16 protein-coding genes, 2 pseudogenes and 1 riboswitch are annotated in these 15,565 nt (G+C 55.6%); of the genes and pseudogenes, 5 read left to right on the forward strand and 13 right to left on the reverse strand.

Annotated elements, in window-relative coordinates:
* Positions 1-187 (reverse strand): TMEM165/GDT1 family protein (locus tag HHJ19_RS17305; RefSeq protein WP_296909098.1); only part of this gene is annotated, 187 nt, incomplete at its 3' end.
* Positions 188-190: 3 nt separating this feature from the next.
* A riboswitch (yybP-ykoY riboswitch) is annotated at positions 191-365 on the reverse strand.
* Positions 366-758: 393 nt separating this feature from the next.
* Between HHJ19_RS17305 and HHJ19_RS17310 the strand changes: the two genes are divergently transcribed.
* On the forward strand, positions 759-1,373 hold the full coding sequence (locus tag HHJ19_RS17310) for a YdcF family protein (protein WP_296909099.1): 615 nt from the start codon (positions 759-761) through the stop codon (positions 1,371-1,373).
* A 306-nt stretch (positions 1,374-1,679) separates the two neighbouring features.
* On the opposite strand, the gene HHJ19_RS17315 is transcribed toward HHJ19_RS17310, so the two are convergent.
* Positions 1,680-2,525 carry an undecaprenyl-diphosphate phosphatase gene (locus tag HHJ19_RS17315; protein ID WP_296909100.1) on the reverse strand — a complete coding sequence of 282 codons (846 nt, stop codon included), beginning with the start codon at positions 2,523-2,525 and terminating at the stop codon, positions 1,680-1,682.
* A gap of 450 nt (positions 2,526-2,975) precedes the next feature.
* On the reverse strand, positions 2,976-3,545 hold the full coding sequence (locus HHJ19_RS17320; RefSeq protein WP_296909101.1) for a DUF4337 domain-containing protein: 570 nt from the start codon (positions 3,543-3,545) through the stop codon (positions 2,976-2,978).
* 482 nt (positions 3,546-4,027) lie between these two features.
* On the opposite strand from HHJ19_RS17320, the pseudogene HHJ19_RS17325 reads away from it, so the two are divergent.
* Positions 4,028-4,324: pseudogene (locus HHJ19_RS17325) on the forward strand (signal peptide protein); the annotation flags it as partial.
* A 743-nt stretch (positions 4,325-5,067) separates the two neighbouring features.
* Here the strand turns inward: HHJ19_RS17325 and HHJ19_RS17330 are convergent.
* Positions 5,068-5,988, reverse strand: a complete 921-nt coding sequence (locus HHJ19_RS17330; protein WP_296909102.1) for an alpha/beta hydrolase — start codon at positions 5,986-5,988, stop codon at positions 5,068-5,070.
* 291 nt (positions 5,989-6,279) lie between these two features.
* Entirely contained in the window at positions 6,280-6,834 is a 555-nt protein-coding gene (locus HHJ19_RS17335) for a transposase (protein ID WP_296909103.1), read from the reverse strand.
* A gap of 14 nt (positions 6,835-6,848) precedes the next feature.
* On the opposite strand from HHJ19_RS17335, the gene HHJ19_RS17340 reads away from it, so the two are divergent.
* Positions 6,849-7,364 (forward strand): transposase, encoded by a 516-nt coding sequence (locus tag HHJ19_RS17340; protein ID WP_296909104.1) that lies wholly within the window; start codon positions 6,849-6,851, stop codon positions 7,362-7,364.
* 410 nt (positions 7,365-7,774) lie between these two features.
* Positions 7,775-8,302 (forward strand): annotated as a pseudogene (locus HHJ19_RS17345) (DDE-type integrase/transposase/recombinase); the annotation flags it as partial.
* A 399-nt stretch (positions 8,303-8,701) separates the two neighbouring features.
* Here HHJ19_RS17345 and HHJ19_RS18100 read toward each other — a convergent pair.
* Positions 8,702-8,965, reverse strand: coding sequence for a transposase (locus HHJ19_RS18100; protein WP_366929425.1), 264 nt, complete (start codon positions 8,963-8,965; stop codon positions 8,702-8,704).
* Positions 8,966-9,094: 129 nt separating this feature from the next.
* Between HHJ19_RS18100 and HHJ19_RS17350 the strand changes: the two genes are divergently transcribed.
* Positions 9,095-10,018: a LysR family transcriptional regulator gene (locus HHJ19_RS17350; RefSeq protein WP_296909105.1), complete on the forward strand. Its 924-nt coding sequence runs from the start codon at positions 9,095-9,097 to the stop codon at positions 10,016-10,018.
* Here the strand turns inward: HHJ19_RS17350 and HHJ19_RS17355 are convergent.
* From HHJ19_RS17355 to HHJ19_RS17385, 7 genes are all read right to left on the reverse strand, one after another.
* Positions 10,015-10,749, reverse strand: a complete 735-nt coding sequence (locus HHJ19_RS17355) for an amino acid ABC transporter ATP-binding protein (protein ID WP_296909106.1) — start codon at positions 10,747-10,749, stop codon at positions 10,015-10,017. The genes HHJ19_RS17350 and HHJ19_RS17355 overlap by 4 nt on opposite strands.
* A complete protein-coding gene (gene gltK, locus HHJ19_RS17360; protein ID WP_296909107.1) occupies positions 10,746-11,429 on the reverse strand; it encodes a glutamate/aspartate ABC transporter permease GltK in 684 nt (227 codons plus the stop codon). The genes HHJ19_RS17355 and gltK overlap by 4 nt, the downstream gene beginning before the upstream one ends.
* Before the next feature lie 2 nt (positions 11,430-11,431).
* Positions 11,432-12,169, reverse strand: a complete 738-nt coding sequence (locus HHJ19_RS17365; RefSeq protein ID WP_296909108.1) for an amino acid ABC transporter permease — start codon at positions 12,167-12,169, stop codon at positions 11,432-11,434.
* Complete coding sequence (locus tag HHJ19_RS17370) at positions 12,166-13,371, reverse strand: pyridoxal phosphate-dependent aminotransferase (protein WP_296909109.1); 1,206 nt, start codon at positions 13,369-13,371, stop codon at positions 12,166-12,168. Before HHJ19_RS17370 ends, HHJ19_RS17365 begins: the two co-directional genes overlap by 4 nt.
* A gap of 9 nt (positions 13,372-13,380) precedes the next feature.
* Positions 13,381-14,292, reverse strand: a complete 912-nt coding sequence (locus tag HHJ19_RS17375) for a transporter substrate-binding domain-containing protein (protein ID WP_296909110.1) — start codon at positions 14,290-14,292, stop codon at positions 13,381-13,383.
* Positions 14,293-14,363: 71 nt separating this feature from the next.
* Positions 14,364-14,876 carry an alpha-IPM isomerase gene (locus tag HHJ19_RS17380; protein ID WP_296909111.1) on the reverse strand — a complete coding sequence of 171 codons (513 nt, stop codon included), beginning with the start codon at positions 14,874-14,876 and terminating at the stop codon, positions 14,364-14,366.
* Positions 14,873-15,565 (reverse strand): aconitase family protein (locus HHJ19_RS17385; RefSeq protein ID WP_296909112.1); only part of this gene is annotated, 693 nt, incomplete at its 5' end. The genes HHJ19_RS17385 and HHJ19_RS17380, both read right to left, overlap by 4 nt.

Here is a 15,565-nt window from a genome sequence, read left to right on the forward strand (position 1 = left end):
ATTGAGCCGCTATCCAGACACCAACAAGGCCTGCCAATGCATGATTAATGATTGTTGCTGTCAGGATGCCTAAAATTATGGGCACCGGTCGTTTAAACGTAGCGGCAAGAAGAAAAGCCAGCAGTTGGGTCTTGTCGCCCATCTCTCCAAGAACGACGACACCGGTTGATATGAGGAAAGCTTCCATGAAAACTCCTGGGGGCCTGCGTAAAACCAAAGACCACACTGCCTCCCCGGCCCAACCGGGGGCTATGTGATCAAAGGTCTTGCCAGGCTTAAAGCTGTTGGCGCCATGGCCGTGAGGACCAAGTATGTTGACGCGAACCCCTGCAGCTGCAAGGCGGCTACTCCCCAATGACGAGTGCCGGCAAAGTACACCTATACAGCCGAGTCCTCCTTGATGGCCGTACAGCCCCTCGCGCATCAAGTGCTGCAGTGTCACCGCTTGCGCTCGCTGATGGCCGATGCGATGCTGGACCGGGATGCACCACCGGCTCACAATCACTGAGAGTCTCTGTGTAAGAAACAGGCAATCAGTCGACCCAAACAACACCAGCAAAGGATCTTAGAAGCAAAAAACAACTCAAATTACAATCAAAGCGTGCAACATTTCCCAAATCCGCCGCACTGTTCACGTTGCCCGCAATCAGCGTTCACCATCCAGGAATGAGCGTCATGTTCGCCGGAACACGCACCTGCATACCTTGCGCCCTGCTCACATGCCATCTTCAGTGCACCTACTTTTCAAAGCCGTCGCCTTGGCGCTTCTCCTCCTGGTCAGCGGCTACGCCATAGTCGCATGGCAAATCGTTCGGTTTGGGAACCAGACGTCGGTCGCCCTGGCCGATGCCGCCGTGGTGCTGGGCGCCGCCGCCTGGGGCAACAAGCCTTCGCCTGTCTATCGCGAGCGCATCAATGAAGCCATCACGCTGTACAAGCAGGGACGGGTGCACTGGATCATCTTCACCGGCGGCAGCCCCCAGTCGGGCTATCCCACGGAAGCGGAGGTGGGGCGCCATTACTCCATCGTGTACGGGATTCCCCGCTCGGCGATTCTGGTCGACATCGAGTCGCGCAATACCTGGCAGAACCTGGAGCTCGCCCGGGACTTAATGGGACCTGCGGGCATACACTCGGTGCTGCTGGTGAGTGACCCGCTGCACATGAAGCGCGCCATTGCGATGGCCACGGACCTGGGTCTTCACGCCCTGCCCGCCCCGACGTTGTCCAGCCGCTTCAGTTCCTGGACAACCTGGGGCAAGTTTCTCTGGCGCGAGACCTGGCTTTATATCCATTACGAGGCCTTCGGCCCGGGGCTTCAAACGGCGCCAGAGGTGAGCCCAAGGCCGGAAGGCCAAGACGACAGGATCTGACGCGCACGATGCGCGCCATGGGCGGCTGCAGCGCTGGCGCTCAGTCGACGATATAGCTCAGCCATGACAGGTCGCAACGGCAAACTGGTCCGACATCAGCAGGACCAAAAATCCGCAAAGGATGATCGCCACAAAGCAGCCGAGCAGGAGGCGCCCGAAATGCGGGGTGAACTCCTTGGGCGCCGTGGCCTTTTCAAGCTTCTTACAAGGGTAATAGGGGTGCCAGGCGTCTATAGTAGGCGAGCCTGAAAGGCTTATTCTTGTGTGACTATCGCAGGTGGAGAGCTTGGTACAAGTACTTGCATATTAGCCAACCCAAAGGACTACAAGAGAAGCCAGCAAGCAGTAAGCACCAAAAAAATGCCAGCGTCCCTGCTCAAGCCAGCGCGAGAGCAAACGAAGCGCAATGAGGCCTGCAAAAAAACTAAAAACCATCCCTAGCAGGCTTGGGGCAGCAAGTTGCGAGAATCCGCCCGTATTTACTGCAGAGATAGCAACATTAGACTTGTAGAGTCGATAAGCCTCTTTGATGATCACGGCGGGTGTCAAAACAACGGCTAAGGCAAAACTAAATTCTTCGGCACGTTGACGTGCAACTCCCAACACCAGGCCGGTTGAAATAGTGGCGCCAGAACGGGAGAATCCGCGAAATGGGAGGCATAGTCCTTGTACGGCGCCGATCCAGATGGCGCTACGCACAGATAAATCCTTTTGTACGTTCCGGTCCAATCGCGAAGACGCGATGATCAGCACGCCGGCCGCAGCCAAGGATGCTGCCATCAATCTCGCGTTTCCAAACAAATGTTCAATTTCAAAATCAGGTGCACTTTTTGCTGCTCCATATTTGATAAGTTGAAGCAGTAGCAAGCCGACAATCCCGGTTGCGACTGTCGCTGTCACTACATAGCGTGCGTTGGTACGGAAAGCTGACAGAGACCCGAAGTAAGTGGAGCGCCAAGTGCTCCAAAAATGAACAATGACAGCAAACATCGTCCCCGTGTGCAGCATTACCAGTAAAAGGGTCATCTGAGGTGTTGTCGGATCCAGCCCCATGAGCTTTTCAGCAACGATGACATGGGCCGAACTCGATACCGGGAGTAATTCTGCGGCCCCTTGGATGACAGCAAGAAATAGGATTTGTAGTAGATCCATGGAGTGTTTTCAGCGGCGTATAAGTTAATGTTGATTCGGATTTTGTCATATCGAGCCAAAGTCCAAACGGGTATCCGTCTGGCCATCCGATGTTGACCGCTTAAGGCGGACATGGCTAATGCTCAGACAGTGGTGGACTGCCAGCAGTGTGGCCACAGTTCCTCAACGCGACTGGCCTTCTAGGTGGGCATCTGAGCGGCGAGTACTAGATAAAGACAAGCACCAACGTTCCAGTCAATGACGACTTTGGTAGCCGTTTGTTGTGCCAACGCGTGCGGCAACAGTAACGACGTCGCCAGGCAGATGACGAAAAAAATCAAAAGCTCTGCCCTAGCCAGCATTGGTCGTGTCAGCAGAGATTTCTACTGGTATGGATTAACCGGTGTTTTGGAATTGAATGGTCAAAATGAGTTCCGAGGCTAGAACATTGGCCTGCTATGGGCGGGAAGACTAGAAAAAGGCGGAAGCCGCGGCAATCAATCCAACAGCTGCAGAGCCAACCGAGCCCCACAGGAGCCAGCGTCGCTTGGTCAGCACAGTAATGGCCGCCAGTGCGATTGCGATTTGGAGAAATGTTAGCGCCAGTGCAAGGCGCTCATGAGGCCTGAGTTTTGCCTCAGAATCTTCTCCCAGCTTACGCGACTCGGCCTGCAGTTTTTTGGCTTCGGCCTGGATTTCAAGTCGCTCAGTGTCTTCCTTTGCTTTATCTGCCAAAAAACGGGCCTTAACCTCAGGCACGGTCGCTAAGGCTGCAGTCGCATCATCGAGATGACTTTTCATCGACTTGGCTTGATAAAACGCCCACTGGTCGCTGGCTTGGGATTGCTTCAGGATGCTTTCGTTTTTCAGGAACATCGCCTCGTTTTGAGCACTGCCGCTTTGATAACTTATCAGCGCTCCCACGGTGGCGAGAATCGCAGTCATGAGTGCAATTTTCTGGGTTAAGGTATCCCCTCCTTTTTCAACAGCGTCTTCAAGCGCATGTTCGTGCGGACTTGGCACTTCGTATTCATTTTCCATCGAGACTCCTAAACCGTAAACCCGGGATGTTCAGTTGCAAAATGAAGAGTGGACAGAAACCCTTTTTTTGCAGTGTAGCAAGGCAAGGCGTGTATAAAAATGCTTCGAAGCTGCGTCATCACTTACCCTTCTTTCAACCGGTCGCGCGCCGGCGCGCCGGTTCACACACCGGCTATCTCGACCGTTGACTCACACACGTTGAGTCTTGACGGTCGGCATTGCGCCAATGCGATCGTCGGCTTTGGGAAGAATTGACGGGCAGTCGCCGGCTGGATAGCAAGCATTCTGCCGGAGAGCTTTGGGCGGCGGATTCAACCGGTCAACCAAATTCTTGTTAAGGCGTTTGAGTTTCAGGGTCTCATTTGTTTGAGCTCCGCAAAGCAACTCCTGAAGGAATCTCCGTGAAATCTCAACTCCGTGTTTTGGCAGTGACGGTTGGCTTATTCTATGCAGCAACGGGTTTTGCCCAAACTGCCACACCTGCGGCAAAAGCAAGTGCATCAGTGAGTGCGCCAGCAGTTCCTGCAGCTAAAGCTCCCGCTGCTCCCGCAGCTCCCATGGCCAAGACAGGTGCTACCCCTGCCGCCAAGACTGCAGCGCCGACCACGGCTGCGGCTGGCGGTGGAGATGGGAAGGTATGGGTCAACACAAAATCGAAGACCTACCACTGCGAGGGCACCAAGTTTTATGGAAAAACAAAGACTGGCGAGTACATGACAGAAACCGATGCCAAGGCGAAGGGCAATCACGCCGACCACGGCAAGGCCTGCGTTAAGTAACGCTGAACGGCGTATGTCGCAATCCAAAGGGCGCCTAAGCGCCCTTTGTGACCTTTGTTTTTGACAGCAGCCCAAAATGGTCATTTGCGCCGGATTTGGGGAATCTCTCGCATGAGCGCTCATGGTCGTTGGCGGGTGCTGATATTGCCGAAATCATCGCCGCATTTCCGACCGTTGGCCTTTCAATGCCAATGTTGGGTTTGAAGCGATCAGTTCGGAAAGCCGAATGTCGCTTCTCAGTCTGAAGCTGTCATCGGGCTCTAAGCGGTTTTAAACAGAAAATGGCCGTAGAAAGCAGGAGTCTGCAGCACTCAAAGGACCGGCGGAGCCCTCGCCAACAGTGCGTCGGCAGGGTATGGCACCAGAAACTCATTAATCCGGTTCAATGGCACCTCCAGCCAGTCTTGGTAAGTCTCTGCCGGCAGGATCACCACCATGCGTTCCCATTGGTGGTAACCGTTACTTGACCCTAAGCCAGCGCTTTCTTTGATAATTTTCTGAGTAACATTTTTGCATCCGCTGAGGCCCTGGCCATCACGGCCGCGACATGACGACCATTTGTGCGGGCGCTGGAAATCGCTGACCATCATTCCGGCTGTCACTGACCAGTGATGCTGGTGATGACCACCGAATGTCGGCTTCGGAGAGGAACTAACTTCCCCTTAGGGACTCAAAGCGGTAATCCGCCTCGCTTCAAAGCAGCCGCTCATTCGCGCATCTTCAAACGGCCAACAATACGATCGTCAGGGCAAGGTCCGAACGAATGCCACGATCGCAGGCACCAACGCGGGCGCGAGAGGCAAGTCTGGCATGGTATGAGTAATGAGATTCTTTTGTCGATCGATTGGAGCCACTTTCAAGATGTGATTCATCCCTTCGAGTAACAACAGCGCCGATCCTTGCAGGGACGAAGCCAGCCGACTTGCATCATCAACACTTACCTGCAGATCGGTCGTCCCTTGAAGGACCAGTGCGGGGCAAGTGACCTTGGAGAGTTCTGTTACCGGATCAAGCGGCAGCCAGCTCATCAGATAGTTCTGCACGCTTGGGCGGTAAAGCGCCATCAATCCTAGAGGAATTGAAGCTACCGTCACTCCACGCTCCAGACTGGTGGCAATGTGGCGCGATTGCTCCTGAAACGCAGTTGCGACACCCGCCGCGGAAAGCTGCCGTTCGATGATTCGCACGGCCGGCTCGCCCACACCTGCAAGAAGTACCAACCCATCTACGCCACCGCGCTGAGCAACAAATGTGGCGACAAGAGCGCCCTCGCTGTGGTCCAAGACGATTGCCTTTGCTACTCGCGGCTGAGCACGTAAAACCTGCAACCATGCGACCGCATCGTTCACGTAGGTGTCAAATCGCAAGTCCTCCTCGCGCGTGGCGGCACCTTTACTGGCGGCGACGCCGCGCTTATCAACTCGTAGCGACGCGATGCCCATCTCCGAGAGTTCCTGCGCGAGCAACTTGAGGCTGTTGTTCTGCGCGCCCGGCAGATTTCCATTGCCGTCAACAGGGCCCGAGCCCGCCAAGATCAACATCGCTGGTACTGGTCCTACGCCGGTTGGCATGGACAACGTGCCATGCAAGCCGCCGGTGGTGATGTCCTGATCGACTGTTGATGCTGGGTGACCCAATGAAATTCCAGTGACGATGGCCGTCATGAACGCAGCAACGGGACACTTCACTCGCATGGAACAGAACGGTGAGGGGTGTGCTTAGGCGAGAGCGGATTCGCCAGATAAAAGCCGAACGCTTTAACCAAGTTCAAAAAACGGCGCACCGATAAAATTTGGAAAGTACCTTGCATTTGACTGCTTGTGGCGGTTAGGCCCCCTTCGCGTAACGCTTCAATCGTTGGTCCAGCGTGCCGGTGTGAAGCTCAAAGAGGTGGTTGTCAAAATCATAGAAGTACAACGAGTTCCCTTCGCCCTCAACGCGTGGGCGGGGGGCCTTCACGTCCACGCCGATGGAACGAAGTCGGGCCTCAAACTCGGGCAGTGCGTCATCTGCGACCTTGAAAGCCAAGTGGCGGTAAGTCCGCTCTGCCGGAGGCTCTCCTGCTTTAGGACCTGGTCGAACACCCCGTACCCGTCGGATATCAGCGTGCCCGACCAGCCCTTGAGGAATTCAAGTGGGTACTTTGCGCCTCTGCCCAGGCAGAATTCGTACACCACGCCGGGTGAAACATCAAAGCCGCTTCGAGCATAAGCCCAGACATAGGCTCGTTTGGTCTTTCCAGCTCCGGGGTCCAGCATGGCCACTGGCGTCTCGTCGGCATGAACCACGGCGCAGCTGAGGACAAACATCCGGTGCGCCGCATACAGTGGCAGCAAGGCTGCACCTGCCTGGCCGGACCACGACGCAAGCGTGGAGCGCGGGGTGTGAACGCCAGAACGGGCGGTGATTTGCTCCAAGCGGCAGTACGGGATGTGGTCAACGAAGCGGCTCACGGTCGCCCCCTGTGTCAGACTAGTTGTCGCCTCCGATTTTCCGCGGGTTATCCTCACCGGAGCGACATTTCATGCACAGAAAACCTCATTCACATCACTTCCCCGAATTCAAAGAACAAGCCCTGCTCAAAGCGCGGCATCGCGGCACGCGTTCAATTCTGAGCATTGCCAGCGAGTTGAACATGTTGCCCGGCACCCTCAAGAGATGGGTGTTGGACTCAGCCAAGGCTGGCAAACAGGCATCCGGGGAGATAAGCCTTGCACTGGACGGTCCGGCTGCCTCCTGGTCGCCATCGCAACGCCTGACGGCCTTGCAGGAAAGCTACGCTTTAGGTGGCTCAACCCTGGCTGACTGGTGCCGCGAGCATGGTGTGTTTAAGCACCAGTTGGCGCAGTGGCGTGACGAGTTTTGCCCTTCGGCCGTGCCCACCTCGCGCGAGGCCGCTGGTGCCTTTCGCGAGTTGCAGCGCCAGCACGAGCAACTCCAGCGTGAACTGCGGCGCAAGGAGAAAGCGCTGGCCGAGGTGGCTGCGTTGCTGGTGCTGCAAAAAAACTTCCAGGCGCTGCTGGAGGGCGCGGACAAATGACGTCCGTCCAGCAGCGCTAAACCTTGCTCGGCCTGATTGACAAGGCCTGCGCCGATGGGGCGCGCCTGCAACCGGCTTGCCGCCAGATCGGTTTGTCGTGCCACAGTGTGCAGCGCTGGCAGCGCATGGATGCCGTCGATGGCGACCAGCGCCCCTCGGGCAAGCGGCGCTACGTGTGCCCGCCCAACAAGCTGCGCGAAGAAGAACGCCAGGCAGTGATGGCCACGCTCAACAGCGAAGCGTTCAAGGACCTGCCACCGAGCCAAATCGTGCCACGCCTGGCCGACACAGGCGTCTATGTGGCCTCGGAGTCCACGATGTATCGACTGCTGCGCCAGGAGGACCAGCTGGCTCACCGGCGATCAGAGCGTGCAGCGCAAAAGCGCAGCCGCCCGCGCGCCCTGGCCGCCACCGGGCCCGATCAGGTGTTTTGCTGGGATATTACGTATCTGCCGACCCTGGTGCGTGTCCAGCACTTCTACCTGTACCTGTTCGAGGATTTGTTCAGCAGCAAGATTGTCGGCTGGCAGGTGTTCGATGGCGAGAGCGCCGAACTGGCCAGCCAGTTGCTGCGCGACAGCTGTGCGCGGCAAAACATTCGCCCTGGCCAGCTGACGGTGCATTCGGACAATGGCGCGCCCATGAAGGGCGAGACGATGCACGCCACCATGCAGCGTTTGGGCGTGGCCCACACGCGCAGCCGGCCGTCCGTGAGTAATGACAATCCGTACGTTGAATCAGCGTTCAGAACCCTAAAGTACCGCCCCGAGCTGACCGTCAAGCCGTTCGAGAGCCTGCTGGCCGCAAGGCGCTGGGTCACCGAGCTGGCATTGGTACAACCACGAGCATCGGCACAGCGCCATCGGCTTCGTGACACCGGCGCAGCGCCATGCCGGTCTGGACCGGGCCTTGCTCGAAGCGCGCACGCTCGTTTATGAACGGGCACGCCAGGAAAACCCTCAGCGCTGGTCAGACAAGCCTCGCCAGTGGGCGCATGTCGATGTCGTGCACCTCAACCCAGAAACCCCACAAATCAAGGAGCCTCAACACACGCAAAAAGCAGCCTGACTCACTTCACTCTAGACGACAACTACCTTGACAGCCACCGCACAGGCACTTCCTGCCCACCCAACACCGGCCGCACTGCCTCCAGCTTGAATTCGAGCGTGTACTTGCCACGGGTTTGCCCGTCATTTCTCTTACTCATTTCCTACTCTCCAATGCTTGATTTTTACCATCAGCTATGGAGAACGTTTTTTGGGGGCAAGATCAGATTTTGAGGGCGCCTGCTGAAGATGGATGCGCCCGGCAGCACGTCGAGAACACCATCACCTAATTTATGTCGGGCTGCTGCACGTCCTGGAAAAAGGCGCTCGAAATGCTTTTTTTAGGACCAGTACGCATAGGCTGATACACGACCCCACGCTCCATGTGCGAAGCCGCTCGGGAAGGTCGCAGCAAGGCGAGCTTGTGCGGGCCATCCACAGCAGGGCATCGAAAAATGCTCTGTGGGCCTCACCGAGGTGAGCCTTGCAAGTAGGCATGAGCGGCTCGATATGCTGCCATTGCGCATCGTTGAATATAGGCTCTCTATCGGTCATTTTGGCCAAATCAGGTAATTAGACTGTTGTCGCCGACCGAAAGTTGGCCACTTGGGGGTGCGGCGGTTCCGGCGAGAGTCGAAATCCGATAGCATCAAGCCTAGTCCTTACGCGTAGCGCTTATATTCCATGTTAACTTTCAAGCAGATCGAGGCCGTCCATTGGGTAGGCAAGTTGGGTTCTTTCGCCGCAGCCGCCGATAAGCTCAATACAACCCAATCTGCGATTTCCAAGCGCCTCGCAGAAATCGAAATGCTGCTTAACCTGCAATTATTCGATCGCAGCCATCGTACTGCACGCCTGACGGACAAGGGGCAAGAGATCCTAGCTTTGGGCGAGGAAATACTCATGTTGCGCGAACGCTATATCGTCTGGGCTGGCCGTGAATCCATTACTGTACGCCGCTTTCGTATCGGCGTCACCGAACTCACCGCGTTGACTTGGTTACCGTCCTTTGTACAAGCCTTCCGCAATACCTGGCCAGAAGTGGAACTGCAGCCCGAAATCGATGTCAGCGTCAGCTTGTGCGAAAAACTCAAAAAGGGCGCCATGGACCTGATCGTGGTACCACCGGTGTTCAGCGACTCGACTTTCGAGGCGGTGCGCCTGAAGGATCTGACCTTAGCCTGGATGTGCAGTCCCGCGCTATGTGACACCCGAAAAATCATGACGTTGCAGGAAATTACCTCTTACCCGGTGTTAATGCAAGTGGAACGTTCAGGAGTCGACGTGGGCTATGACCGCTGGTTCCGGGACCAGGGACTGACCATTCAGCGTGTTTACGCGGGTAACAGCCTCATTGCCCTCAGCGCCCTAACTACTCTAGGCTTTGGCGTTAGCTATTTGCCGTCAGAATATTTTGAGAGCATGGCTACGTCGGGGCAGCTTCGCATCCTGCGCAGTAGGCAGGCGCTGCCGCGGGTGCCTTATTACGCAGTTTTTCGTAACGATGGTCCGCTGTCTTTCAGCAAGCGCGTTGCCGAGATGGCGCAGCAATTCTGCAATTTTGCAAAGCCTGTACCTACCAAGAAGGCCAAGCTCGAGCGTATTTAATGGGTCAGAATTCTTGAGAGGAACGTACGGGTGCGTTCCTGTCGGGTGGATGTGTCGCCGAAGAAGGCTTCTTTGGGGCAATCCTCGACTATCGCGCCCTGATCCATGAAGATCACCCGATCTGCGACCTTGCGGGCAAAGCCCATCTCGTGGGTGACGCACACCATGGTCATGCCATCCTTTGCGAGCCCCACAATAACGTCCAGCACTTCGTTGACCATCTCAGGATCCAGTGCGGAGGTTGGCTCATCGAACAGCATACAGATCGGGTCCATCGCCAAGGCTCGAGCAATCGCTACCCGCTGCTGCTGACCACCAGATAACTGACCGGGAAACTTGTTGGCATGCTCGCTCAGCCCGACGCGGTCCAGGTATTGCAGTCCATACCGCGTGGCTTCACTTTGGTTACGTCCAAGCACCTTTACCTGGGCGATGCTGAGGTTCTCAGTGATCGATAAATGCGGAAATAGCTCAAAATTTTGAAATACCATACCGACCTTGGCTCGCAGTTTTGATAGGTTTTTGCCTGCTGTACTCACTGATGTGCCGTCGACAATAATTTCGCCCTTCTGAAACGGTTCTAACCCGTTAATACACTTAATTAAAGTTGACTTGCCCGAACCCGATGGGCCGCACACCACTACAACCTCACCCTTTTCTACACGGGCAGAACATGCGTCTAAAACCTTGAACGCACCGTACCATTTGCTGACATTTTTAAGATCTATCACGTTTGAACTTTTCTGCTGAAAAATCTGACACACTGCGAAGCGATGAAACAGATGATGAAATAGACTGCGCCTGCAAAGATAAGAACCTCGACCACGCGGCCGCTACGCTCGCCGATGCCATAGGCACTTCCAAAGAAATCTGCGAGGGCAATGACATAGACAAGCGCAGTGTCCTGGAACAAGACGATCGCCTGGGTTAGCAGCAACGGCACCATATTGCGAAATGCCTGAGGCAAGATGATTAGCCGCATTCCTTGCGCAGGCGTCATGCCTAGTGCCAGCGCTGCTGCCGACTGGCCTGGCGACACGCTCTGAATACCTGCGCGGATGATCTCTGCGTAGTAGGCCGCCTCAAATAAGGCAAAGGCCGTCAGTGCCGACGCCATGCGTACATCGTTGGACGGTGACAGTCCAAGGACATTTTGAAGAATCTGCGGCACGATCAAGAAAAACCATAGCAGCACCATTACCAAAGGCACAGACCTGAACAGATTGATGTATCCAGCTGCAAACCAAGACACGAGCCGCAGTTTCGACATGCGCATCAGCGCCAGGACCGTTCCCCAAGCCACCCCAACAACCACTGCAACCAAGGTGATTTTCAGGGAGACTGCCATACCTTCACTCAGCACTACGAGGCTGCTGGAGTTGATTGAACTGAAGTCTAGTTGGTAGGCCATATTTAACGTTTTCCTATCTGCATGCCTGGAACCTGAGCCCGCTTTTCTACCCAGCGCATTAGGCGCAAGGCTGTCATGTTGACCAGGATGTACAGCAACGTCACCACGGTAAAGGACTCATAGGGCTGAGACGTGTAGTCGACTAACTGTCGCCCTTGGGCCGTTAGTTCCAGCAGCCCGATCATGGACATGACGGCCGTATTCTTGAAGACTGTCATGAACTCTGACGTGAGCGGAGGAACGATAATTCGGAACGCTACCGGCAGAAGTACATAACGATAGGTCTGGGTCGTGGTGAAACCTATTGCTAAGCCGGCATGACGTTGTCCCCGGGGCAGGGAATTTATGCCCGAACGCACCTGTTCGGCTATTCGCGCTGACGTATACATGCCCAGACAGACTACGCCGGCGACATATTGCTGTGCAATCGGATTTAGTTGCTTAATCCAGTTTCCAGCGGTTGCAGGAAGCAATTCAGGAACTACAAAGTACCAGATAAACAACTGCACAAGCAATGGGATATTACGAAACACCTCGACGTAAGCTGCCGCCAGCCCCAACAGCCAGCGATTGGGTGCAGTGCGCAGTACCCCAACCACTGATCCCAAAACTAGAGCGATTACCCAAGCAGCTAATCCCAAGGACACTGTCAACGACAGGCCCGATAACAACCAGCTCAAATAGGTCTGTCCAGGAATTGCCTCGTTGAAAAAGACGCCCCAATGCCAGTTGTAGTTCATGGACTGAGTGCGGCGCAGGCGCGGGCAAGACGAGTGCAACCTTCGTCAAGAATGCGCATGGACGTGGCAAAGGAAATTCGAAAATATGGCGGCACACCATATGCTGTGCCCTGCAGTACTGCGAGCCCTTCTGTATCCAGCAGATACAAGACAAAATCGTCGCTGCTTTCGAGACACTTTCCCGAAGGTGTCTTCATGCCGAGCAGGCGTTCGCACGACGGAAACAAATAGAAAGCTCCATCAGGTAAGTGGCAGGTCAGGCCGGGAATGGCGTTCAGTCGCGGGACGATTGCATCGCGGCGGCCTTGAAACTCCGCTGTGCGTTCTGCGATAAATTCTTGCGGGCCACACAAAGCTTCCAGTGCCCCGGCCTGTGCTACCGACGAAGGGTTAGACGTGCTTTGCGACTGAAGTTTGACCATCGGCTTTATAAGCTCGGCTGGCCCCGCGCCATAACCGATACGCCAGCCAGTCATCGCATATGACTTGGACACACCATTGATAGTCAAAGTACGTTCCTTCAATCCTGGCTCTACCTGTGCCGGCGTGAAAAAGGCGCGCTTGTCATAAAGGATATGTTCGTAGATGTCATCAGTCATGATCCACACGTGCGGGTGACGCATAAGTACATCCGTCAAAGCCCGCATTTCGTCCCAGGAGTAGGCCGCGCCGCTTGGGTTGTTGGGTGCGTTCATCACCAACCAGCGTGTGCGCGGCGTGATCGCTCTTTCGAGATCTTCCGGTCGCAACTTGAATCCATTTTCTGCCGCGCAAGGCACAAATACCGGTGTGCCATCGGCCAGCAGTACGATGTCGGGGTACGAGACCCAATAAGGGGTCGGCACGATCACTTCGTCACCCGACTGAACGGTTGCCAAAAGGGCATTGAAGATGACCTGCTTGCCGCCTGTGCCCACAATGATTTCGCTAGACTTGTAATCCAAATCATTGTCGCGACGAAACTTCTCTACTACGGCTTCACGCAACTGCGGCGTACCCGCAACGTCTGTGTACTTAGTCTTGCCTTCAACCAACGCGCGCGACGCGGCTTCCTTGATGTGGTCAGGTGTGTCAAAGTCAGGCTCACCCGACGTGAGGCCAACGATGTCCCGGCCGGCGGCGCGCAACTCCCGCGCGCGCTGCCCCGCCATCGAACTGGGTGAGGGTTTAATTCGGTCAAGGCGGTCAGAAACGCGCAGCATGGGTAAGCCTTATTGTTCTAAAGATTTATCGTTAGGATTGGCGTAGAGCGCTCGCATGGAATCGCTCAGCGGTACATTGAGAACATCACCCTTGGGCGGGATTGCCTTTAAAAACCAACGGTTATAAAGCTTCTCGGTTTCGCCAGAGGTCTGCATGGTTGCAACAACCTTGTCCACAAGCGCCTTGAAGGCTGGATCATCCTTGCGCAGCATGCAGGCTAGCGCTTCCTTCGTCTGAGGTTCGCCAGTCACTACGTAGTCGCTGGCATCACGCGCCTTGGTCACAAGCGCGTTGAGTACGTCTCGATCCATAAAAAAGGCAGCCACACGGCCCGATTGCAGCATCAGAAATGCCTGCGAGTGGTCTTTGGCGCTGACCACGTTGGTGTCCATTGCTTTTTCCTGCACATAAGTGCGCATGTAACGCTCTGATGTGCTGCCGGCAGTCACTACAACCGACTTTCCTGCCAGGTCCATCATCCGCGTGACGCCGGAGGATTTCTTCGTCAGCAATTGGGTTTGCGTGATGGCAATGGTGTTGGAGAATGCTACTTGTCGCCGACGTTCGGCGGTATTGGTGGTGCCGTTACATTCCAGGTCAATAGTGCCGTTCTGCATTAACGAGATTCGATTCTGCGCAGTGATGGGAATTTGCCGCACTTGCAGATCCGGCATACCTAGTTCCTTCTTTACGGCGTCGACAATATGTGCGGCTGTTTCGTAGGAATATCCGACTACTTTATTGTTAGTTGAATCTATATAAGACCACGGTATCGATGACTCGCGATACCCGAGGACGATGACTTTGTCATCCTGGATTTTCTTCAACGTGCCAGTTCTATCTGCAGCCTGCACGGCCACACTCAGGCTGGCAATACCCAGGATGAGCAGTGCGCGGGTGATTTTGGGTTTCAATGTCATCAGTCTTCTCCTTAGTGGTGATTCGGGGCGATGCTTGGCTCGTGTGGTCTTGATATGAAAAAACGCGCAGTTCAAGCGACGAAGCAGTTATACCTGCGCAGGTACGGCACCAAGCCGCCCAATTCCAGCATATCCAGCATGAAAGGCGCGATCGGGTCGCACAGGAGCGACGTGCCATTTGCACTATGCAATATCAGGCGGGCATCTGCATCGACGCGCAGCGAAATGGAGTCACCTTCATGCACATCAGACGTGTCAACCACCACCGGTAGGAGACCGTTATTTATCGCATTGCGCAGATAAGTGCGAGAGAAGCTCTTGGCGATGACGGCGCGGATGCCCGCGCCCATCACAACGGTTACTGCAACCTCCATGGCCGATCCGCATCCGAAGTTCTTGCCAGCCACCAAAATGTCATCTGGATGCACGCTGGCGGCGAACGTTGTGTCCACATCCTCCAAAAGATATGAACGAAGAACAGCCGGATCGATGGATTCCTTCTTGCGGCGCGAAGAAATTATGTAGTCAGTATTCACGTCATCACCCAGCACGCGGGCGCGCCCGGACATAGGCAGGAGAGTCAAGCCGACCGTCCATCGCCGCCAATGCTGCCGCGGACGGCAGCTGCGGCGCACATACGCGGTGAGGCTAGGTAAATGGAAGCCTCGGCATTTCCCATTCGCCCCTTGAAGTTGCGGTTAGCCGTGGATATCACCCGCTCGCCATTTGCGGGTACCGTGCCGCAAGTGCCGCAACAGGAGCCGCAACCTGGGGGCTGGATGGTCGCGCCTAATGCCATGAATTCGGCGAGCATGCCGCTGCTTTCCAGTGTTTCCCTAACCGCTTCGGAGGCAGGCGTCACCACGACGCGTACACCCTTTGCAATGCCGCCGCCCCGCCGAAGCTCGTCAAGGGCCTCCTCGTAGTCCTTGACCCTGCCCCCGGTGCAAGTGCCCAAATACACCATGTCGATAGCCGTGTAGGGCACGTCATGGGCATCCACCACATTGTCCACACGGTGTGGCAGCGCTATCTGTGGCACCACTTGATCAAGGTCCACCTCCAGGATGTCTGCATAGATGGCGTCGTTATCGGCCTGCACTGGTTGGTATGCTGAACCAGTGTGACCTGCCATCCATGCAGCGGTCACCGCATCAAACGGAAAAATACCCGCCTTGGCACCCAGTTCTACCGACATGTTTGAAAGGACAATCCTGTCGTCCATGTCCAGCCCCGCAACGCCCGGGCCTGTAAATTCAAGCGCTCGATAGGA

The sequence above is a fragment of the Polaromonas sp. genome (assembly GCF_012927415.1).
Lineage (GTDB): Bacteria > Pseudomonadota > Gammaproteobacteria > Burkholderiales > Burkholderiaceae_C > Polaromonas.